Below are 21,410 nucleotides of genomic sequence, written 5' to 3'. Positions count from 1 at the left end.
TGAATGTTAAGAATCAGTCTTTCTTGCTAGGAGGTTCTGTCAGTAGCGGCAGCATCATTTCCACCTTTGTTCCACCCTCTTCACGCTCACTAAGCGTTATACCATAACTCTCCCCGAAATACCCGGCGACTCTCTCTCTCACATTGCGTATACCGTAGCCGCCTGTATGCCGTTTGTGGGGATTGTGATCGGGCTGTTTCAGGCCAGCTCCGTTATCCTCAATAATAATGTGCAGAGCATCCCCTACCCGCCCCATCTCGATCGATACATATCCGCTGCGTTGCTTGTTGAATCCATGCACGATGGAATTCTCCACGAACGGCTGCAGTGTAAGCTTTGGAATGTACAATTCCTGCAGCTCAGACGCTACCTTAATCCGGTATTCCAGTCCATCCCCCCAGCGCAGCTGCTGAATTTCGAGGTAACACTCGATATGGAGCAGTTCGTCTGCTATCTTGATGAAGCTGTTTCCGTTGGACAAACCAATCCGGAACATTCGGCCCATCAGCTCCAGAATGCGGCTAAGCTCGTTCTGTCCGGCCTCAATGGCCATCCAGTTGAGTTGATCCAACATATTATAAAGAAAATGTGGATTAATATTAGCCTGAAGCGCCTCAATTTCAGCTTTCCGCTGCTGTTCATAGCGGCGTTCAAGCGAGAGATACAGCTCTTCAATCCGTTCGTTCTGCTTGCGGTAGCCGGAGAATAAATAACCGAATTCATTCTCATAATCCACTGGAAGTTCGACATTATTACCTCCAACGGAATACACTCGCATCGCTGTTACCAGATTCTTGATCGGCTTTGTAAACTGCTTGCTTAAAAAATGGGTCAGGAGCAATACCAGCAGCACCGCAGCAATACCGATCAGACCAATCCACTCCGCCAGCTTCAGACTACTTGCCGTGATCTGTTTCCAGGAGGTGAATTCAATTAGGGTCCAGATGGAATTATCCATCCTGGAATAGACTAGCAGTGTGTCGCGGGATCCGCCTTTGGCAGGGATATGAACATAGCCCGAATTATTGCTCTTTAGATCAATCCACTGGGACCAGTTATTCTGGTCCAGCGTATCACCTATTTTCATAATTTGTTGTCCTTCGCTGTCCGCCATGATCCGGTTAGATCGGTCAGAATTGCCGGTTAGCAGTTTTCGGATCTCGTTGGCTTTGATGTGGACGACAAGGACACCTAAATAGTCATTCTCAGTTATTATTTTCCTGTAAAAGCTGAGCACCGGAACCTTACCTTGTGTGCTGGGAAAATCATACTCTTTGGACCAGCAAAAATCACTCTTCGCCAGACATCCGGCCCCTACCTGCTTGTTAAGATCCGGCAGACTCCGGAACTGGATGTAGCTTTGCCGTTCACTTTGGATAGGGTTGTCCATATAAAGGTCAATCCCTTGAATCAGCGGAATCGCATAGGTCAAATTCGCGAGCGCGCTTTCAACACCTGCACGGCTGCGGTATCTCTCAAATTCATCCTGCCTGTTCAGGAGAAAATCAATCAGCTCGCTATCGCGGGAGCTCGACAGTGAAATCTGCTCAATCATATCTAGCCGGGTCGTAATTTCATTATTCAGCTCATCCAATAGCTGCTGCTGGTAATGGGAAGTGGTCTGTACGAGCGCCTTAGAGGAGTTGCTGTAGCTCGTCCATGCGGTAATCACGATAACGGCAATAAGGACTATGGCAAAGCTATGAAAAAACAGACGGTCGATTCGGTATTTTTTAAAAGGATTGATCAAACGCTCTACCTTCCTTCAGGCTTCCGTTCAGACACAGCAAACGGTAAAGCTGCGAAGGACATTCGGGCGCTTTACCGTTGACGGACGGATGTTTTTTTTACATCTTATCCTTTTATTCCCGTTGTCGCAATCCCTTCTACGAAATACTTCTGAAGGAACATGAAGACGATGGTTGCCGGAAGAATAGACACCAGTGACATGGCAAGGAGCTGTCCCCACTCCTGAGCGGACTGAGAATCATTGATCATGCGTAGCGCTAAGCCGACCGTATACTTGTCTACCGTGTTAATGTACAGGAGATGTCCCAGGAAATCATCCCAATTCCACAGGAAGCAGAATATCGTCACGGTAACGATTGCGGGGAAGGCAAGCGGCATAACGACTCTCCAAAAGATACCAAACCAGGAGCATCCGTCAATTTTGGCCGATTCGTCAAGTTCTCTTGGAACTCCGCGGATAAACTGAATCAGCAGGAAGACGAAGAAGCTGCCGCCTGCCCCACCGGCAAGCAGATGGGGGATAATGAACGGGAGATACGTATTCACCCAGCCCAGTTGATGAAAAAGCGCATATTGGGGAATGACCAGCACTTGTCCAGGCATCATTAAGGTCAGCATCAGGATGGAGAACCAGAAGTTCTTGAGCGGAAAGTCCAATCTCGCGAAGCCAAAAGCAACGAGTGTGCAGGACAGCAGCGTTGCGATGATTACAGCGAATTCAAGTCCGAAGGTATTGAGATAGAAATCCGTAAAGGTATGGCCGGGAACCGAATTCCAGCCTTTGGTAAAGTTGCCCCATTGCGGAGAAGCCGGAAAGATAGACGGTGATCCAAGCTCAGTGCTGTGTTTCAACGAGGCGCCGACCCACCAGATGACCGGGTATACCATAATGAAGCTGAAGAGAATCATGAACAGATGACGGAACGCCGGTTTCCATTTTAGGGTTGTCATTATCGTTTTTTCCCTCCGGTGTCTGTTTCATAGAATACCCAATACTTTGAGGTGTAAGAGATCAGAACGGTTGCTGCAATAATGGCGACCAGCATAATCCAGGCCAGTGCCGAAGCATACCCCAGCTCATAGCGGCTGAATGCGCGTTCGTACAAGTACATCGCATACACATAGGTGGAGTTCATCGGACCTCCGTTCGTAATTACAAACGCAGATGTGAACATTTGAAAAGCACCGATGACTGCCATAATCAGGTTGAAATAGAGAATCGGCGAAAGCATCGGCAGTGTGATTTTGAAGAACTGGGTTACCTTGTTAGCCCCGTCTACAGAAGACGCCTCGTACAGATCATTTGGAATCTGCTTCAGGCCTGCCAGAAAAATAACCATAGTGGATCCAAATTGCCAGACCGTCAGCAGAATCAGCGTACCAAGTGCCGTGTCGGGGCTTGTAATCCAGCCCTTCCCTTCAAAGCCAAAGACGCCAATCAGTTTGTTAAAGACTCCGTCAACACCAAAAATGTTGCGCCAGAGCAGCGAGACCCCAATACTCCCTCCGATAAGTGAAGGAAAATAAATCGCCGTGCGGTAGAAGCTTATTCCTTTTACCGCCTTACTCAGGATCATAGCGACCATGAGAGCCGCTATAAGCTTTAGAGGCACGGAGGCTAGCACATAAGTGAAGGTTACCTTGGCGGATTGAATGAATTTGGGGTCCGCTGTAAAGATGCGCTCATAATTACGGGACCCGATCCACTTCATCGGCTGCATTAAAGTGTAGTCGGTAAACGAATAGTACAGGGATAAGAATAACGGATACGCCGTAAGCGCCAGAAACCCGATCAGCCAGGGCGAAATAAACATATAGCCTGCAAGCGGAGCGTTCCATCTGCTTCGAAAATAGGAATGTTTCCTCGTCGTTACAGCAGGTTGGGCTACAGTGGCTGTGGAACGGTTCATCTGTGGTCACCTCTTGTGGTCAATTTTTATACTTTAAGTATATAATCCGTTCATTGCCTGCTAAAGGAGGGGAATGCTCGAATTCTTTCAAAATATAACGATAAAAAAAGAAGCGGCATCCTTCACCGCTTCCTGCTTCCGTTGATTAATAAATGGTTCTCCCCCATTGATCAGCAATCCCGCTTTTCCGGAGAAAGTACGTATTGATTCTATCCCTCCACTCTTTGGCATGATCAGCCTGCTCCGCCAGGCGGTCTGCTACCTGCCTATACGCCTGTTCATCCACATGCTCCTTCATCAGTTTCCATGCAGCCGCCAGCCCGTCTGCCCGTTCCGCACCTTCAAAATGTGTATCATAAATATGCTGAATCACCGTTTTGCCGGAATGTAGCACATGAGTGTAGGGGACATGGTGAAAGAACAGCAGCAGTTCATCAGGACATCGCTCAAGCGATTCATACAGTTCCATGTTGATAGAGGCATATTGAGAGGTATAGCCGGTTCCGGTTGCAGAGGTGCGGTCAACCCCAATACCATAGCAGTCTGCGAAGTGATAAGTGCCCCACATCGAATATTCATATCCATCCACATTCGGGCCGTAGTGATGGTCAGGATTGACCATAAATCCGACACCCAGCGGGGCTGTATACGATTCATAGATTTCCCAGGAGTTCATAAGGATGTCTAGTAGGGTCTGAACCAGCAGCTCATTGGTGCCGAAGGTGAGCGTAATCCATTCTATAGCAATTTTTTCGGCAGACATCTCCGGATTCCAGGCCAGACGGCCATAACCGAACAGATTAGCCTGTGCCAGCAAATGGCCCGTCCAATTGGTGTCATTTCCGATATTGGAGACGGCGGCAAAACCGCTGTAGGCATTGCCGTGAACCTTTCCGCCCACAATGCGTTCGATCGTAGTCCCTTCCCCTTGAAGATGTGTATCAAAGTTCAAAATCTCTTTCCACTGGGGCACCAGATAGCACACATGCCGCTGCTGTCCGGTATATTCCTGAGCGATCTGGAACTCGATCACTTGATTCGTATGCGGCATGGCTCCCAGCAGAGGAGATACAGGCTCTCTAACCTGAAAGTCAATCGGCCCATTCTTCACCTGAAGAATGACATTGTCCATGAAGCGGCCATCCAGCGGCTGAAAATGATCATAGGCTGCCCTTGCCCGGTCCGTTGTACGGTCCCGCCAGTCCTGCTTGCAGTTATATACGAAGCAGCGCCAGATGACGATACCGCCATGCGGCTTCAACGCTTCAGCCAGCATATTGGCACCATCGGCATGATCTCTTCCATAGGTGAACGGTCCCGGCCGGTTCTCCGAATCGGCTTTAACCAGAAAACCTCCGAAGTCAGGAATGGCTGCATATACTTCTGACGCCGTAGCAATCCACCATTCACGCACACCGGAGTCCAGCGGATCTGCCGATGACAGACCGCCGATCTCAAGGGTGCTGGCATAATTGATACTCAGGAACAGCTTGATGGCATATGCGCGGAAGATAGCGGCCAGCTCCGCCACATCTGGCAGGAATTCCGTTAACAGACGACTCTCCACCTGATGAACGTTTACATTGTTAATCGCGATGGCGTTGATTCCGCTGGAGGCCAACAGGCGGGCATAATCCTGGATACGCTGAAGATTACTGGTTACCCGGTTATCTTCATAAAATATGGATTTGCCGGCATATCCCCGCTCCACGCTACCATCCATATTGTCCCACTGGTTGATCATGCGCAGCTGATTGACAGGGTTCTCCACGATATTTAAATGCTGGACAGAGCCCCCCATCCCCATGATCCGAAGGAGGTGAAATACACCATATAATATACCTGCGGAGGTGACTGCTCCGATAGCAATATTACCGGTAAGGCTATCCGTGTGTATCGCGTAGCCCTCCGCTTGGATGGTCCCCCTCACTTCAGCACTGAATACTTTATCTATCTCCGGGCCATTCCCGAAGGTTCCTAGCATCACACAAGGAGTTGTCCCTTTTTCACCTGAGATCGAGACATTCCTCCCTGTGATTGCCTCTAAGCCTTGAGTTAGCTCGTTCACTGCGGATCGGATAATAACATCATCCCGCTCCACAGCCACAATATGATCATATACCGCATATTGATCCACATTTGCTCCCGTGGTGACCCGGCGGTACTGCAGCCAGGCCAGATATCCGTCCCCCGGGCGATGCCACACAGAATTACTCATTGATATCATCCTTCCATGACCAATATAAATTAAGACCCGGAACAAGGTTGTTCCGGGCTTTAATTCCTGATTTATTTTTCGTAAGATTGTGCTGCTTCTTTCAACTGATCAAAGGCTTTCTCCGGTGTGACCTTTCCAAAGCTAAGCTGATCCCGGACAAGAACCCAATCTTTGTCAACAAAGTTCGTCCAGCCCCCTGCTCCGGCCGACCAGGTCTGACCATCCTTTTCAGTAGCGCGGAGGAGTCCTAATCCAACCTTATCCAGATCACTCATACTTGCTTCGAGAGCAGCGGAAATTTCCTTATTGGCCGGCAGACCGCGGAAGGTTTTCAGAGTATTTCCCGCTTCCTGATCATTCACAAACCAATTGATGAATTTTTTAGCCTCTTCTGCATGCTTGGAGGTTTTGGAGACGGACAGGTACATGGACGGTTTGAGCCATCCGCCCGCTTGTTCTGCACGCGGCATAGTGACAAGGGCATAAGCACCTGGTTTTATACTGTCCCAAGTCCCTAGGTTATTAGAGAAGCTGTAACGGAATAACACTTTGCCCGCTGCCATCAAGTCCATTTGCGGATCATTTTCCTTATCGGATGCATTTACGTCTGCTGGAGGAACCAGTCCATCCTTGCGCAGCTCTTCAAATTTCTTGGTCCATTCCAAGAAGGTAGCCTGATCCACATTGAAGTGGCCATCATCAGTGATAACTTGACCTTTACCTCTGGCATATTGGTAGGCTGAATACATAAAATAGTTGCCTGCATAGTCCAGGGTAAAATATTGTCCTCCAGGGAGCTTGGATTTGGATTCCTTGGCCAAGGCGAAGAAATCATCCCATGTCCAGCCGTTGGCAGGATTCGCAATCCCGAGCTTATCCATAGCGGCTTTGTCATACACCATACCAAAGGCTACCGAACCCAGAGGAACAGCATATTGCTTGCCGTCAAGCTGGCCACCGGCCAGCAATTTCTCATCGAATTTACTTACATCAACCTCAGGTGCCAGCTCAGCTAATTGATTACGGGACATCCAGTCCGGCATCCAGCCCGGATCCAGTTGAATGATATCTGGTGCATTGTTAGCTGCAGCCTGAGTCGATAATTTGTCCAAGTAGCCATCCATACCGGAATACTCCGGCTCAAAGGTAACATTAGGATTATTCTTCGTGTACAAATCCAGCGCAGCCAGGGTTGCCTCGTGACGCGGCTGTGATCCCCACCACATAATCCGCAGCTTGACCGGTTCATTGCTTGGTGCAGCCGTTGCGGCAGAATTAGTGCCAGCAGGCTCTGCAGTCTTTTCCGCATTATTATTGGTCCCGCCACCACCGCATGCTGCCATCGTCCCAAGCACGGCTGTCATGGCCAATACTGAAAGAGAACGCTTCCATTTCAACATCTTTAACCCTCCAATTGAATCTGTATTATCTTGCTATACCGTTATACTAACAATTATAAATAGAAGTTCATATGAGAGCGATGCACGATTTGTTATAAAATCTCACGAAAAAAAGATCCAGTCGCATCCGCCGACAACGCTCTTCCCGCTCTCGTCCGAAATGCCGGTAATCCTCTCATACACGGGATTTCAGACCTTCGCTAGACTGTTATTAAACAAGAAGCGTACATCACGAAGTCTGCACAAGCATCATTCCGAGCGTACTGGAAACCCTGAATCTACATAAAAGGGGGGGACACTTCTAGCAAAATAGTAGCAAAACCGATTAAAAACAAATAAGGGTTCCAGCTCGTATGAGCTGGAACCCTTATTCTACTACTGCCGAGGACGGGGGTCGAACCCGTACGGTACTCACGTACCGCAGGATTTTAAGTCCTGTGCGTCTGCCTGTTCCGCCACCCCGGCATGATAACAGCGTTGTTAACGCGTTTTCTTACGTTTTCCCTACGCGTTTTATTCGTCCCTACGCATGGGATACGAACCGACAAACGGAATGCTACACGTTAGCAAGCGCGCTTTATTCGTTTACCGAACGAATTAGATCATAACACGCGGCCAGCCGCCATGTCAATGCGCAAATAAATACGCTTGTATGAACGTGTTTCCTGCGCTATAATACGAACATATATTCGTATTAGAACGGAGGCCTCTCAATGAACGCAGTACCCGCAGAAATCACAGAAGATGACCGCAGCCTAATAAAACCCTACGTAATCCTGCCGCTGGTGCAAGCGGCATTTGAACGGGATTCACGCGTATTCCTCACGCTACGGACACCGGACCCCTACGTTGACTGGCTTAACGCGGCCCGAGAACGGTTATCGAACGAAGCGAAGGCGGTTAGGGCGCAGGCCCATCGTCGCGGCGTAAAAATAACGGAACAGCAACGCGTAAATGGTACGCTGTTAGTTCGCTATCAGTGCCGAGGCTACTTCGGAGATATGGCGCTTAAAGACGCAGAAATTGCGAAAGAGGCGGCGGGTTTTATGCGGAGATTATTGACGTTTGAACGCTGAGGTATAACGCACAAAAAGGCGCAGCCCCTACGGATGTTACTCCGCAAAGACTGCGCCTTTTTTATTTCTTCGTACTATCCGCCGGGAACGTTTTGTAAATACCGACGCCGATAATCGCATAGACCACGATATCGACGGCCGCCTGGTATACGCCGGCTTCCGGGGCCACACCGTACTTAACGAGTAGTTGATACGCGAGGCCCGCAACCGCTGCGATAAATACCGGATTCAATAAGCGCTTTTTCATTGTATTATTTCGCCTCCTTAACGGTGATAGTTGCGGTCTTACTTACGTTATCCCACGTAATGTCCGCGCCAAGCTTATCGGATACCTCGCGTAAAGGGACGTAAACCGCTCCGTCGATAAGCACGCCGTCCTTCGCCTTGCACCCGTCAATAACTACGTTCGCTTTATTTACGATCACGTCTACCGCCTCTTTCTTCGGATTAATCAGCGCCATAACTGCGTCTGTCTGCGCCCTTGTCGGACATTTCCCCGCGCGATAATCTGCGATCGATAGTCCGAACGTCATTTCGAAATGCGGCGCGTCGTATATCGATTTGAAGTCGCCGCCCCACGTAAAGCCGATCGCCTTTGCGATCGCTACGACTTCGTCCCAATCAGCAATACCATCGCGTTCACCGTCGAGCTTCGTATCCCACGAAACGCCGTGCCCGTCATTCGTCAGCAACGCAAAGTCTATCGCTACGCCGAAGTTATGATTCGAGTGGCCACCGCGTGCGTTCGTGACAATAGCGCCAGCCTTCGTGCGCCCTTGTTCGTATAGTGCATTTTGCTCCGCGAATGTCCGCAACCCCTGCGTAATCACGATCGGAATACCGGACGCGTATGAACGGTCGATGAGCGCTTCGGCCGCCGCTTTGACACACGGAAGAAGCCCGATTAGTTTAGCAGCGGACTTCGCGCGTACCTGTTCGATTGTTAACGTCAATTATGCCGCCTCCCTTCCGTGTACTACCGTTTTAATATCGCGAACGTCGAGCGCCAGGCTTTCGTACTGACCCGCCAGCGATTCGAAACGCTGCGTTAACCCTTCCGCTAGGTTCATCAAGCGGTCTTCCCGCGCCAATGCTTCGCTATGCATCCGGTCACGTTCGATCTTGGCCTCCGCGCTAATCCGTTCCTCGCGCTGTTTGGCCTCGTCGGATATTCGCTGCATCTGCTTCCATAGCGCGTAGGCAACAACCGCAGCGGCCAGCGCAAATATTCCGTTCTTAGCGACTTCTGCCCATAGTACGTCCATTTATACGACCGCCTCCGCTTCTGCGTCAAATTGCGCCAGGGCCGCGCCGACAGATTCGTCCAGTGCGCGTAGGACGACCTCACGTTGTTCAGGCGCGATTGATCCGAGGACTGCGCTGATGGCATCCGTAAGCTCGGCGGCTGGATGCGCGAGGTCTACGGTTAATTCGAGTAATGCACGTGCTTTCATATAACGTCTCCTTTACGTAAAAAGAGCCCTACGCGTTATAGCGCAAGACTCTTCGTGATATATTCGTTATGATGCGATGAACGTACCGCCACCACTATTAGCATTCGCCGGGTTGCCGTGGTTATGATTCGGAATCGTAACGCTGTGCGAATGGCTTGCGTCGGCCTTACCAGATAGTGCTGACCATAACGCTGCAATCTGCGCGTTTATCGAATCTATTTCGCCACAATTAACGAGAGGCACGTAGTTCAGATCGAACGAGTTAACGCCGGCCCCTACGGAAACACTGTGCGTAATCGGAAAGTCCTCAACGTCAGCGTCTCCGCCGAGCACAACGTTAACGCCCGCAAGTACGAGATTGCACGGAGGCGTAGCGGCCACGTTGAGCTGACCGTTGCTTCCGCTGATGACGCCGCTCTTGCCGCCCGCTGATCCGTAATATCGCATCTCCTGCGTTCCAAATCCGTCGTCCGTGTCGATCGAAATCCGCCGAACTCCCGCGCCATCGAACGAACGGAATCCATCAGCGTCGAGTATGATCTTACGCGTGGCCGTTGCGGTTTGAATCGTTGCGCCTGTAATCGAGCCGAACGTGATATCCGAATCGGCCATCGTTGAGTTTTCGATCCGCCCGGTCAGCGTAATCGACCGCGCTACGACATCACCGTTCATATATACGCGGAAAGGCGCGGACTCAAACGTTGCGTGTCCGGCGGCGATACCGTTCGGATTAATCTGCGTAATAGCGTTTCCGCTACCGATCAGCATAGACACGAAGCTGCCGAGTTGCCCTACGATAGACTCCGCGACAATACGGCCTGCGGTTATCGCTGTACGCGCGGTCAGGCCGCCGTCCGTCGTCATGATGATCCCGTTCGACGTGAGGATAACTTGGTCGTCCGCGTCAACGGTCGATTGTAGCACGATCCCGCGCGTATCGTATTTAATCTCCGTTTTCGAATCGTTAATCTCGCGTACGGCCAGCCGCGCGAACTCCTCGAACGCATCTGCCCGGATTCGGCCGCCGCTGAATACGTTATCTACCGCCCGCCGCGTCGATTCCAGGTCCGCGATAATCTGCGCATAATCCCGCCGCATAACGTTCGCGATCGTGACCTGCGCGTGCTTATCGCGAGCGTACGGATATTCCGTTAATTCCGTAATCCGGGCGGTTATATGTGTAAGTTCCATGTCCGGATCGACTAGCGTAATGATATCGCCGAGGCCCGGACGCGGCTCCGTAGCGTCAAGCTTATACAAGTCCGCTGTACTGACGGATACTTCTAGCGCCGGCACCTCGCGTTCGGCCAACCGTAAGCGCGCGGCATCTAATAGTTTCAGCGGATCAGTAACGTCTTGCTCCGTGAGTAAATCATCGTAAAACGGAACGGTATCGCTGGCCCACGTACCTGCGTATTGGCTGACGAGATAATTAACGGTAAGCAGGCCGCCGGATATCGAGCCGGGATTAACCGCAAGTAGTCGCGCCTGTTCATCCGCTGTGAGTATCGACGCGGGCTGACCGATCCATGTGCGCGAGTCTTTCATTTCGCAGAACAGGCGCGTACATAGCGATCCAGTATCGTCCGAGAACGAAGCGCTGACGATATTCTTGCCGACGCGATATTGCAGCGCGGAGTTAGTATCGCCGATCTTCTTGCGCAAGTGAATCGTAAAGTTATCCGGCTCTACCTCCGCACCGTACAGCGCGATTACTGCGTTCAGCGCTTCGAGACAGTTGCCGCCGCCGAATGCCTTAACGTCCGAGAGGTCAAACGTGTCGTCTACCGCAATAGTAAAGCGCCCACCCGTTGCCGCCGAGATGAGCGCCGTTAATTGCGTGATGTGCATTCCGTAGCCTTCGTCGATATATGAGGCGTACGGTAATTTATAATCCGCGAGTTTAAACATAACGTGCGAACACGATATCTGCGCGGTCAATTTGCGGCCGTCGCGCTGGCGTTTCCGCGAGTTGATTACGTAATACTGGCCGCGCTCGTCCTGTACGTGGCCTTTCAGCGGTAGGAGCTCGCGGTAGTCCACGCTGTTTAACGGGACCGTGAAGCTGAGTGTATAGTCGGCGTTGATGCGGCGATTCCTAGCGATGTCGTCTGCGGAAACAAGCTCGCCGATTGGCGTGAGATGGCGGTCAAGTGCGAGTAGTGGTGCTGGCGTGTTCATAGGGTAGCGTCCTCCTTTCGTGTAGAAAGCGAAAAGCCCCGTGCGAGGGAGCGTAGGGCTTACGTTAATTGTGCGGTTTCCGTTATTTAGCGGTACCTAACAAAAATTGCACCGGTAAACTACACGTTTCGACATTATTTCATGGTAAATTCCGTTATAATTAGATTGAAAAGGGGGTAGTTGTATGGTTGTCCTACCAGAAACGTCTGACTCGGATTATGATACGCTAAGATGTAAAAAATGCGGCACTTTATGGGTGGCAAGAGGCAGTTATGATTATGATGGTGGTGGTTGGATATACGAAAAAGGAACCGGTTACTGTCCTAACGGATGTCGAAACGTCTTTAAGTTAAAAATAAAAGGAAGAACGGTTAAACAGCGACGTTAAATGCCCCCTAGTCGACTTCAAACGTGATTCCGTCTAGGGATACATAAACAGATGATGTAGCAGAATTAATAAAGACATTTCCTGTAGTTGAACTCACCCCAACTTCGGCATAACTTGTATTAGCGACTGGGAAGACACGGTCTTTTAAAGGTCTGCGTCCAGGAGGTAGATTAGCGATCACGGTTGTAGCTAGTATTGTACCCGATTTAATGGTTCCTCTTAGGTAAACTCGCCCGTCTGGGTATAAACGATATGCTGCCGATTCATATCCAGCACCGAAACTTACCCATCCATTCTGTAGAGGTAACGGGACAAATGAAGTATCTGGAACAAATGAGGAAGTTTTTTTGGTGTACGGTAGGTTCATATGTTTGAGTAATGTATTTGCTATGAATTCGTGGCCTGCTACTGTAGGGTGTACTGCATCGGGATCAAGTAGTCCAGCAACTATATTGTCGGATGTGTTGCTAAACCACAGCGCTCCAAAGTCGATTAAGTCAAACTCAGGATAACTATTGATCACATCTGCCATGGCCTTCTTATAGATGTTCGTGCTTGGAAGGCTGAAAATAAAATCACATATGATCAAATTACCGTTAAGCGACCTCACTTTAGATGCTACATAGTTCAATTTACTTATATAAGTATTAATATCAGCATTGAAATGGTTATCATTAACCCCTAGAGCTAGAACAACCATGCCACCAGCGCAATATGAATCCAGTATAGCTGTAGGAATCTCACTGAGTGTGATGTCCGAACGCCCTACATTATGAACAGTCGGAGAATTGATTGATGAATTTTCATAGTACATTAGTCCGCAAATATCAGTTGGATTTGCATCTGTTTTGAGTATTTTTATAGTATGCTGACCCCAATTAGATGCCGGTATTTCAAAGGAAACGCACGCATTTGGATTAGCGCCCATCACTGAAGTGTTAATAGTTCCAATTAGTGTGCCATCCATATAAACTGCTAAGTTTCCACCGCCAACCCGGCTACTGTATACCAACTTTGCAGACTTTCCTACGTATGTCGCCTCAATATAACCCCCAGACGTAGTACTTGCTGCTTTTACGCCCCCATAATATGCGCTGTCAAAACTCACGGTGAACGCGGATATGTTCAAGGTATGGTACTTTGTGACTCCCGAACCGACATAAAAACTTTCAAAACCATAGTTCTTATTACGATACTCCAGGTTAATAACCTTACGGACGACCCCCGCAAAACTATCCCGCACAAAGTTCGATGATTTTGTCCCTTCACCGATTGAATCCCCGACCAAGACTATAGCTTTCTCTGTGGAGGTGTCCATAATATTATTGCGAAACCGATCTTGGCTTCGGCTATCAATCAAAGTAGTTGTGGTGTATAGCGTGGCTATATCTTGCGTATTTTCCGCCATCTGCACATTTACCGAAGCCAACTCCGTACCAATCCCGCCAAACTCCGTATCCAGCCGTTCTCGCAGCGTAGCGTAACTTTCGCGCGCATCTACGATCTCCAGGTTACTACTCCCGCTACTCGCTACGATATTATCAATTCGTCCGTCCTGCGTTACTAACTCCGCTTCCACATCCGAGATCCGCCCGCTATGATCCGTTAAATCCGCTTCAATGTCCGCAAAGTTGGCGTTATGCTTCGCAAGGTTCGCGAAGTCCAGCGCTTCCGTTATCACGCGTCTTACAAATCCCATTAATTACGCGCCCCTTTCGTTAGTACAGATATTTATAGTAGTACACGAACTCAATCCGCACATTAACCGCGCTGCCCGTTACGGTAAACGTCGTCTCTCCCGGCTGCAGCAACGGAAACACGCGGTTACTCATCGCGTAGGCGTTCGCGCCGTTTTTCTTAACCGTATGTTTATCCGGAGCGCAGTCGATTTCGATAACGTCATTCGCTGCGGTCGATCCCGTAAGCGTCAGCGTGTTTAGTCCGTCAGAAAGCGTTAGATTCGTAAACGATCCGTATATGCGAATCAGCGGTCCGACTTCGAGCGATCCGCGATTATTTACCGTGAACGTTTGGCCGCTCGCTGTAATCGCGAAGCTGTGCGCAGAATAGTAATATCCCTCACCGACGGACAGCCCTTGCCCGTACTCACGCAGCTCTGTCGTCTGTGCGGACGTCGGCCACGGATCATTCATACGCAACTGTACGTCAATTAAACGCGATCCGGTCGCGCCGAGCGTTAATGTCCCGGCGTAGACACAGCGCCACTTTTTATCCGGCATATCTGAGAACTCTAGCGCTAATTCTCCGCGCTGAACGCTGAATGTCCGGGCCAGCGCCGCAACGGTTGCGTTAAAATCCGCAGCGCTCGACGTGATCTCGAACGTTAAAGCTATCGACCGCGTTCCGTACGTGGCGCCGTAGTCAAGCACGCCGGTCCTGTCCGCAACTTTAAGCGTGTTATCTTCCGTTTCCGGTAAAACAGGAAGACGACGCTCATAAAGCGCCGCCCCTAACGTTGACATCCATATTCCGTTAACACTAACGTCTTTTATCGTCATTAAACTGTCTTCACCCCCGATGATTGCAAGCGCGCAGCTATGCGAGCCCGCTCGTCATACAGCGCCGTTATGTCCGCTTTGCCCGTCAGAGCAACGTCGTTTACGCTCATGTCGATGGTCGTTGTTACGTACGTAGGCGCCGCCGGAGACGCAGACGCAACACGCGGAGTTGCTAGCGCGCCCCATAACGTCGACTGCTGCTGCGAACTGAGCGGTATTGCACCGGAGAGCGCCGCGATTGGCGCGGCTGGTCCGACTAATGCGCTACCCGCTCCGCTAGTCTTCGGCGTCGTGTTCGGTGCGCTTATAACCGCCATCTTCGCGTTATACTGCGCTACGAACGCGTCGAGTTCCGTGAGGATCGCGCTGTTCGCCGCTCCGCTTGCGCTGACTCTGTACGCCGCGATTCCGTCCTCAACCGTTTTGATATTACCGGAGTAAGCGTCGAATGCGTTTAATAGCGCATCGTACTGCGCTTCGGCTGCGGATTTTTCCTTGTCAAACGCGGCGGACTGCGCGTCCTTTTCGTCCTTAAGCGCGTCCTGCTGCGTTTCTAACGACCGATCCGTAAGCTCGCGGTCATGTTCGAGTTGCATCCGCTCGATTTCCTTGAGTACCGCGTTACGCTCCTCGATGCCGGCCGGACCGACTGCGGACTGTAACTCCGCTGCACGCGCCCGTTTCTCCGCGAGTTGCGTCTCGTAATCGGCATCGGCGTTGAGCTCCTTATTAGCGTCACGCAACCGCTGGATAGCGTCGATACGCGCATCATACTCGTCAAGAGCCGCCTGCTTACGTTCTTCGATTGCGTCGATATCCGCTTTCTTCGCGTCGTTAATCGCGTCCTTCTGCGCCTTAACGAGATCGTCCGCGAGTGCTACCGTCTGCTTCGTCAGGTCCTCGCGAAGTTGGTAAAGCTGTTCGTCGGCCTTCGCGTAATACTCGCTGTCCTTCGAATAGCGGTCGCGCACACGAGTCCAGGCGGCGATCTTCATCTGCGTGATCTCTATCTCCGTTTTGCCCGCGCGAGACATACGGCGTTCTTCCGCGTCAATCCATTTAGCGGACGCATCGTATTGATCGCGGGCAGCCGCTTCAGTTGCGCTCGCTACGTCCTTTCGCGCTTGGCGGCGCTGTTCGTCCGCTGCCTTATACTGCTCCGAATCCTTAGCGTATCGGTCGCGCAGCCGCGTCCAGCTTGCGAGTTTCATTTCCGCGATGGAGAGCTCCGTTTTACCGCTGTCTTCCATGCGCTTAGATTCCGCTTCAATCCATGTAGCCGAGAAGTCATAGCGAGATTTTACGCTGTCTTCCGATAGGTTTTTAAGCTGCAGCGATAAGGTGCGCGCATCGTCTACGGACTCCTTCAAAAACTGCGCGTGCTTCTTCCGCAACTCTTCGTATTTCTTAATTTGCGCATCGGCCGTCATATCGTAAAAGTCCGCTTGAAACTGAACCGTTTTAAGATCGGATTCATACGCGGCCTTACGCGCTTCGGCGGCTAGTTCGGCTGCGGACTTTTCCTTTTTGGCCTTCGGTGCCTTCGGAGCGTCAGGCGCTATAACTCCTTTGTCGAACGTCTGCGTACCCGTAGTAACTTGCGTAGCGAGCTTTTCCATATTCCGCGCAGCTTCCGAGTACTTTTGCTGCTGGCGAAGCGCCTCGGTCCGCTTGGCTTCGGCCTCCTGCGTTACTTTACTCGTTAGCGCGTTATTAAACACGATGTCCATAACGCCGGGAGTTCCGCCAGCCATTTTCGCGGCACCTTGCGCAACGGAATCCGCAAATGTTTCCGCACGCGCTCCAGATACCTGCGCCATTGCCTGAATGAGCCGCGTATAATTATCGATCTGCGCCTGCACCGCCGCCGCCTGCGCCTTGTTTTCCTTCGCAAAGTTACGGATACGTGTAGCGGCATTGTCTGCGGCCATATCCGTAAAGCGCTTATCCGTCGCGATCTGCGCAATAATCGTATTAATGTTATCCGCGCGTATACGGCCGTCTTCGCCTTGGCGCGCGTTAAGCTCCGGATACTGTTCGATTAACTTTTCCGTAATATCGACCATGCGGCTTTTCTGCGATGCGTCCAGCGTTTGGGCAGCGTTCAGCGTTTTAAACTCGTTAGCCAGCGCGCTCATTTGTACCAACGTAGCCTTCTTTGTAGCCAGCGCCTCGTACTCCGCTTGATCCTGTTCGGTAACGCGGTCAACCGAGTATTTGAGCGCCTGGTTCATTTCGCTGAGTGCGTCCGTTGCTGCGGATACGCCGTCGAAGCCGAGCGTGCGTAGCTTATCGTCCATCTTTTCGAGCTCATCGTTAATATCCATTGCCTCCGAAAGCATCTGCGGAGTACCTTCGCCCCGCTCACCTGCGGCTTGATACTCGTTAATCTGCGCCTGCAGCTTCGCGCGCTCTTCGAGGACTCCGTTAAGCTCCTCCGCTTTCGAGCGCAAGGTATCGTCGTCTGCAGACGTGCGGTCGATCGGAGCCTTTGCGAGCAATTCGTTAAGCTCTTTCTGCGCCGATAGCATCGCTTCTGTCTGCGCTTTATCGCGCGCTTTAGCCGCTGTTAATGCACCAAATGCGGCAGCCAATGCGCCAACTGCTAATAGCGCAATTCCGAGCGGTCCCGTTGCTATTCCGAGTCCGGCCGCCGCTACTTTTATTGCGGTGAACAGCGCCGGTATCACTTTTAGCGCCGTTGACAACGTAGTTATTCCGAGGACGAAAAGCAATAGCCCGCCAGTACCCGTTGCGAGTCCTGATACGAGCTCCTTATTCGCGGAAGTAAAGTCCGCAAACTCGATAATCAGCGGAGTCAGCGTGTCGAGCGCTTTCTGTACGACCGGCGTAAACGCTTCGCCGAGCGCTACCGTCGCTTGATTAGTGGACTGCGTGAATCGCGCTTGGCTTCCGATAATCCCCTGCATCGCTTGGTCCGCGTTGCCGACGTAGTAAATACCTTCGTTGATAAATCCGTTGTATGCGGCTTGTATCTTCTGCGCGTCCGTCAATTTGCCGACGGTCGTCCCGATGGATGCCGCGTATTCCTTCTGCATGGTACTGAGATTCTTCGTCACACCTACTGCGTCGGAAAGTACGGAGTTACCGTTCTTGATCCCGTCGAGTGACGCCTGGATCGCGCCGCCCATCGTATAAAACGATTGCCGCCCGTATGCCGCCGAGTCCGCGAGCGAGTTAATTAGCTTCGTTGACTCATCGAGACTTAATCCGGTCGATAACGCAGTCTTATACGCTTGTGCCGCCTCGGTCAACGATAGGAATCCGCGCGATGCGAGATCCTGTACGGCTGCGTTTGCGTCTTTCGTTTGTACTCCGAATCCCTTCGCAACCGCCGCGAGCCCCGCGAATGCCGAGTGTAACTTCGTCGCTTCGTTAACTGCGCGCTGCATTTCGTTGACCAACTTCGATAGTCCCGCGCCAGCCGCGAGCCCTGCGATTGCTCCGCCCATATCGCGGAATCCGTCAGCTCCGCGCCGCGTATCGCCTTCGAGTTCGCGTATTCTGCGCCGAGCTTCGTCTAGTTGGCGACGAAACTCCGTCATCTCTAGCGTGATCCGTGCGCGTATTTCGCCGACGCTTGCTGCGCCTCCTGTCGTCATGATAGCGCCCTCCTTATCGCGTCATTTATAAAACGTTGATATAGCCGCTCATTCGTACGCAGCGGCCGCGATAGGAACTTCGGACGCGTGCCGGGCGTAGTCGGATTCTTGTATTCGCCCATTTCGTGAACGCGTAGCGCGTAGTTAAAGCGGACGCCGCTTGGACTCTCTTCGGTTGCGGAATAAAACACCTCTCCGTATATCTGGCCGTTCTCGTTAACGACTTTCTTGCCGGCCGTCATCCGCAATGTTCCGGTCTTAAGTGGCGCCTCATTCCGCGAGTCCACAAGCAGGCGGTCGGTAGCGTCGTGCAATCCGGATATCGCTGCGGCAACTACCCGCGACTCCTGCTGCGCTAAGAAACGGAATAATTCCGATGTATCTGCGCCAAAACTCATATCCGATCACCTCGCTTCCCTTCGCAGCTGCTCGCGCATTAGTATAAATCCGGCCTCGTCGTATTTTGGCGCGCTATCCTGCTTAAAGCCAGCCGCGTTCCGTAAGCCGTCCGCATAACTCCGGAAATCATCAACGTTCGTCGACTGCGACATGACGTTTACGTTGAGCGCGTCCAATGTTTCGCCGGCCTTGCGCCGTGTCTCCGCTTCGAGAACGTCGAGTAAGTCCATCACGTAGTAACCGCGCTCGAACTCGACTTGCGTCTTGCCCAGGCGTACGGCTGCGTCAATAAAAAAGTGCTCAATCGTTATTCCGCGCTCATCGCTGCGTCCGCCGCTTTGTCCAGCGTTTGCGTCAGTTTTAGAGCGCCTTGCACGTTTTTTAAGAGTCCGCCGAAATCGTTCACGCGCGCAACGGCGGTGAAATACGCCATCAATTCGTCAGGCGCTACGTTCTCATCGATCCATTCCGCCTCAAGATCGGTCAACACGCTTACCACGTTGACAACGTCACTTAATGCGTGCTCAACGACCGCGAGCAGGTACGATATCCGGCTTTCTTCTGGCGCAGTCATTACGCTGATTAACATTTGGGGCAACGTGCCGACGACCGTAAACAGTTCGCGCCATTGCTTAATCGTTACCTTGCGCACCTTAACCGCCTGGCCGCCGAGTGTGACTACGGACGGATCAATCACGGGGATTTCCTGCGCGGTTGCTTCCGTTTCGGCCGCTTTATCTGAACGCTTAAATAGCTGCATTATTTTCGCTCCCTATAAATAAAATAGAGGCGCAGTTACGCGCCCCTTTTGGTTAAGGTGTTACGGAGTGATGAGTACGTCTCCCAAAATAAGGACTACTCCGTCAGTATCCGGAGTTGACCGGAGTGTTACGTTAGTGATGCGTTCGTTCTCGTTATTGAACGAGTAAGACAGGTCAGTTTCGGAGTAAGCGAGAGGTAGCGTAATCCAAAAGTCCGCGTCGGTCTTATGAGCGATTGGTTTGATTACGGCCTTCTTTGCGGTATCAATCAAGTTAGCGCCGACTCCGGTTTTAATGAGAACCTTAGACCCGCCGGTTCCGGTAACTACCTCAGCGCCCGCCATAATCTTCGGAATCGTGTCGATCTCGTACTCGCCGAATGGTACTGTCACGCTCACATTACGGCCAGTAATCCGCTTGCCGACGACTGTCTCACCGGTTTGGTCCGTTTTCTGCTCGCGGTAAGTTGTCTCCGTGTTGAGCACAACGCCGCCGATTGTGGTCTCAAACGTGACCATGCCCGCGCCATCCCCGTACTCAACGATTGCCGGTCCGATCTCGATTTTGCTAAAGTCTTGAGCCATTCGTTATTTCCCCCTTTAATGTGCGTAACAAAAAGAGCCGTCCGATTACGGACAGCCCTGCGTTTATAGTGACGTTGTTAACGTAAAATTGACGGAGTATAGTGCGCGGCCACTCTCGTCCGGACCGAGATACCACGGCGCAGATTGATCCGCCAGGCATTTCACCACGCGCGTACTCCCGAGCATAAACTCGGTCTTACCGTGCAGCGCCGCGATTAACGCGTTCCCCTTCGCTTCTGCAGTCGCGGAGAGTTTCGAACGTATTACGACTTGGAACGCCGGATAAGCAACGGACGACCACTCGCGAGGAGCGCCGCCGCCTGTTATCCGTACATATGCGCAATCATCCGGATTGCCCGTTATAAAATCGTTGCCGACTACGGTAATGCCCGGCATCGCTAACCGGACCGCTGCGTTGATATCCACTAATGTGAGCGCCACTATACGTCCACCTCCGTTAACAGTGGCTTCCCGTTGAGCGCCCGTTTTACGCTGATTGCGATTGGCGTGTACGTTGTTTCCGCTGCTAATTCGTTGGTATACGTAAATGTATCGCTGAGTAAAATATCCGCGAGCTTATCGAGGTAGAACGTGCCGACGCTCACGACTTCGGCTCCGTATTGATTGCGCACGAGCTTAACGCCCTCCTGGAACCTACATTTCAGCGCGTAAGGGACGCCCGGTATCGGCGTATTATAATCCGGATCGAAGCCGTCCGCCGGCGTAATTGTGACCGTCTGTTTAAGCGGTATCAGCGCCATTACGGAATCAACCTCCCGACTCTACGCGTTGGTATCTTGACACCGTTCGCGTCTCCGATAAGATCCCGGCAGGCTTGCGGTATCAGTACAATTAACTCGCGTGAACCATCACGGAAGGTCATCGAGGTAACTCCGCTGAGTGATGTCGCCTGTATTCCGCGCTGACCTTGCACCATTACGTCGCTGTAGACCGTAGCCAGAGCCGCAGCAAATTCATACACCGCGTCGTCTGGAACCGAGTACTTAGAATAATAGCGAATCAAAGTACGCTCAGCCACGTTTAACAATCGTTGTTTTTTGGCTACGTCTGAGTCCGCCCATCCTTCAATATCGATTACGTTCGCGCTAATATAAGTCTCTGCTGCGGTTACTGATGTTGACATGCGC

20 protein-coding genes, 1 tRNA gene and 1 pseudogene are annotated in these 21,410 nt (G+C 51.5%); 1 reads left to right on the top strand and 21 read right to left on the bottom strand.

Annotated features, from left to right (window positions below):
* Nucleotides 1–13 precede the first annotated feature (13 nt).
* The 6 genes from AC0MA3_RS04660 to AC0MA3_RS04635 all read right to left on the bottom strand — a co-directional run bounded on the left by AC0MA3_RS04660 (nt 14) and on the right by AC0MA3_RS04635 (nt 7,742).
* The gene (locus tag AC0MA3_RS04660; protein WP_379161413.1) at nt 14–1,750 is read right to left on the bottom strand and encodes a sensor histidine kinase; all 1,737 of its coding nucleotides are present in this window, start codon (nt 1,748–1,750) and stop codon (nt 14–16) included.
* Between the two features lie 104 nt (nt 1,751–1,854).
* A complete protein-coding gene (locus AC0MA3_RS04655) occupies nt 1,855–2,700 on the bottom strand; it encodes a carbohydrate ABC transporter permease (RefSeq protein WP_474655322.1) in 846 nt (281 codons plus the stop codon).
* The gene (locus AC0MA3_RS04650; RefSeq protein WP_474655321.1) at nt 2,700–3,659 is read right to left on the bottom strand and encodes a carbohydrate ABC transporter permease; all 960 of its coding nucleotides are present in this window, start codon (nt 3,657–3,659) and stop codon (nt 2,700–2,702) included. The genes AC0MA3_RS04655 and AC0MA3_RS04650 overlap by 1 nt, the downstream gene beginning before the upstream one ends.
* Before the next feature lie 145 nt (nt 3,660–3,804).
* Nucleotides 3,805–5,877: an alpha-glucuronidase family glycosyl hydrolase gene (locus tag AC0MA3_RS04645; RefSeq protein WP_474655320.1), complete on the bottom strand. Its 2,073-nt coding sequence runs from the start codon at nt 5,875–5,877 to the stop codon at nt 3,805–3,807.
* A gap of 71 nt (nt 5,878–5,948) precedes the next feature.
* Nucleotides 5,949–7,277 carry an ABC transporter substrate-binding protein gene (locus AC0MA3_RS04640; RefSeq protein ID WP_379161404.1) on the bottom strand — a complete coding sequence of 443 codons (1,329 nt, stop codon included), beginning with the start codon at nt 7,275–7,277 and terminating at the stop codon, nt 5,949–5,951.
* 379 nt (nt 7,278–7,656) lie between these two features.
* Nucleotides 7,657–7,742: transfer RNA gene (locus AC0MA3_RS04635), tRNA-Leu, on the bottom strand.
* A 248-nt stretch (nt 7,743–7,990) separates the two neighbouring features.
* On the opposite strand from AC0MA3_RS04635, the gene AC0MA3_RS04630 reads away from it, so the two are divergent.
* Nucleotides 7,991–8,353, top strand: coding sequence for a YhjD family protein (locus AC0MA3_RS04630; RefSeq protein ID WP_474655319.1), 363 nt, complete (start codon nt 7,991–7,993; stop codon nt 8,351–8,353).
* A gap of 61 nt (nt 8,354–8,414) precedes the next feature.
* Here the strand turns inward: AC0MA3_RS04630 and AC0MA3_RS04625 are convergent, their stop codons facing one another.
* From AC0MA3_RS04625 to AC0MA3_RS04555, 15 genes and pseudogenes are all read right to left on the bottom strand, one after another.
* Nucleotides 8,415–8,600: a hypothetical protein gene (locus AC0MA3_RS04625; RefSeq protein WP_474655318.1), complete on the bottom strand. Its 186-nt coding sequence runs from the start codon at nt 8,598–8,600 to the stop codon at nt 8,415–8,417.
* Nucleotides 8,601–8,604: 4 nt separating this feature from the next.
* Nucleotides 8,605–9,306, bottom strand: a complete 702-nt coding sequence (locus tag AC0MA3_RS04620) for a M15 family metallopeptidase (RefSeq protein WP_474655317.1) — start codon at nt 9,304–9,306, stop codon at nt 8,605–8,607.
* On the bottom strand, nt 9,307–9,618 hold the full coding sequence (locus AC0MA3_RS04615) for a hypothetical protein (protein WP_474655316.1): 312 nt from the start codon (nt 9,616–9,618) through the stop codon (nt 9,307–9,309).
* Nucleotides 9,619–9,807, bottom strand: coding sequence for a hypothetical protein (locus AC0MA3_RS04610; RefSeq protein ID WP_474655315.1), 189 nt, complete (start codon nt 9,805–9,807; stop codon nt 9,619–9,621).
* A gap of 66 nt (nt 9,808–9,873) precedes the next feature.
* Nucleotides 9,874–11,988, bottom strand: coding sequence for a phage tail protein (locus tag AC0MA3_RS04605; RefSeq protein WP_474655314.1), 2,115 nt, complete (start codon nt 11,986–11,988; stop codon nt 9,874–9,876).
* A gap of 395 nt (nt 11,989–12,383) precedes the next feature.
* Complete coding sequence (locus AC0MA3_RS04600) at nt 12,384–14,075, bottom strand: SGNH/GDSL hydrolase family protein (RefSeq protein ID WP_474655313.1); 1,692 nt, start codon at nt 14,073–14,075, stop codon at nt 12,384–12,386.
* Between the two features lie 19 nt (nt 14,076–14,094).
* Nucleotides 14,095–14,529, bottom strand: a complete 435-nt coding sequence (locus tag AC0MA3_RS04595) for a phage distal tail protein (protein WP_474655446.1) — start codon at nt 14,527–14,529, stop codon at nt 14,095–14,097.
* Between the two features lie 51 nt (nt 14,530–14,580).
* Nucleotides 14,581–14,859, bottom strand: a pseudogene (locus AC0MA3_RS04590) (phage tail domain-containing protein); the annotation flags it as partial.
* Nucleotides 14,860–14,894: 35 nt separating this feature from the next.
* Nucleotides 14,895–18,518: a hypothetical protein gene (locus AC0MA3_RS04585; RefSeq protein ID WP_474655312.1), complete on the bottom strand. Its 3,624-nt coding sequence runs from the start codon at nt 18,516–18,518 to the stop codon at nt 14,895–14,897.
* Complete coding sequence (locus tag AC0MA3_RS04580; protein ID WP_474655311.1) at nt 18,515–18,916, bottom strand: hypothetical protein; 402 nt, start codon at nt 18,914–18,916, stop codon at nt 18,515–18,517. Before AC0MA3_RS04580 ends, AC0MA3_RS04585 begins: the two co-directional genes overlap by 4 nt.
* Nucleotides 18,917–19,224: 308 nt before the next feature.
* Nucleotides 19,225–19,677, bottom strand: a complete 453-nt coding sequence (locus AC0MA3_RS04575) for a hypothetical protein (protein WP_474655310.1) — start codon at nt 19,675–19,677, stop codon at nt 19,225–19,227.
* Between the two features lie 60 nt (nt 19,678–19,737).
* A complete protein-coding gene (locus AC0MA3_RS04570) occupies nt 19,738–20,262 on the bottom strand; it encodes a hypothetical protein (protein WP_474655309.1) in 525 nt (174 codons plus the stop codon).
* Between the two features lie 63 nt (nt 20,263–20,325).
* Nucleotides 20,326–20,658: a minor capsid protein gene (locus AC0MA3_RS04565; RefSeq protein WP_474655445.1), complete on the bottom strand. Its 333-nt coding sequence runs from the start codon at nt 20,656–20,658 to the stop codon at nt 20,326–20,328.
* Between the two features lie 44 nt (nt 20,659–20,702).
* Nucleotides 20,703–21,023 (bottom strand): hypothetical protein, encoded by a 321-nt coding sequence (locus tag AC0MA3_RS04560; RefSeq protein WP_474655308.1) that lies wholly within the window; start codon nt 21,021–21,023, stop codon nt 20,703–20,705.
* The gene (locus AC0MA3_RS04555) at nt 21,023–21,406 is read right to left on the bottom strand and encodes a hypothetical protein (protein ID WP_379161364.1); all 384 of its coding nucleotides are present in this window, start codon (nt 21,404–21,406) and stop codon (nt 21,023–21,025) included. Before AC0MA3_RS04555 ends, AC0MA3_RS04560 begins: the two co-directional genes overlap by 1 nt.
* Nucleotides 21,407–21,410 lie beyond the last annotated feature (4 nt).

Source organism: Paenibacillus sp. LS-5 (assembly GCF_056121505.1).
This window is presented reverse-complemented; position numbering and strand designations above follow the sequence as displayed.